The sequence below is a fragment of the Rhizobium mayense genome (genome assembly GCF_030272705.1).
Lineage (GTDB): Bacteria > Pseudomonadota > Alphaproteobacteria > Rhizobiales > Rhizobiaceae > Rhizobium > Rhizobium mayense.
In genome coordinates this window covers 1-321 of sequence record NZ_JARFYM010000140.1, presented here as the reverse complement: position 1 = coordinate 321, position 321 = coordinate 1, and the positions used below count along the sequence as shown (strand labels likewise).

Annotated in this window: 1 protein-coding gene; it reads left to right on the top strand. The window is 56.4% G+C overall.

The window, feature by feature from the left end; all coding sequences use genetic code 11:
* The coding region (locus tag PY649_RS35365) for a response regulator transcription factor (protein WP_285873641.1) at positions 1-210 on the top strand (210 nt) is incomplete at its 5' end.
* Positions 211-321 lie beyond the last annotated feature (111 nt).

The window sequence follows — 321 nt, the reverse complement described above, 5'->3', positions numbered from 1 at the left end:
CTGACAACGCGCGAGCGCGAGGTTCTGCAATTGGTCGCGTCGGGGCTGCTCAACAAGCAAGTGGCCGCTGAACTCGGGTTAAGCGAGATAACAGTCAAGCTTCACCGAGCGAGCGCGATGCGGAAGATGTGTGCTCAAACGCTCGCGCATGTCGTCAGGATGATGGAAGCGATCGAGCGGGGCACCCTGCAAGACCATACGCCAGTATAGTCCGTGCAACCATACGTTCGATTGCCGTACCTTTCGTCGGCGTTAAACTGCTAGTCGTATATCCATACGTCCTGAAAGGTGTCCCTTGGGCGCGAATATTGCCATCGCGAT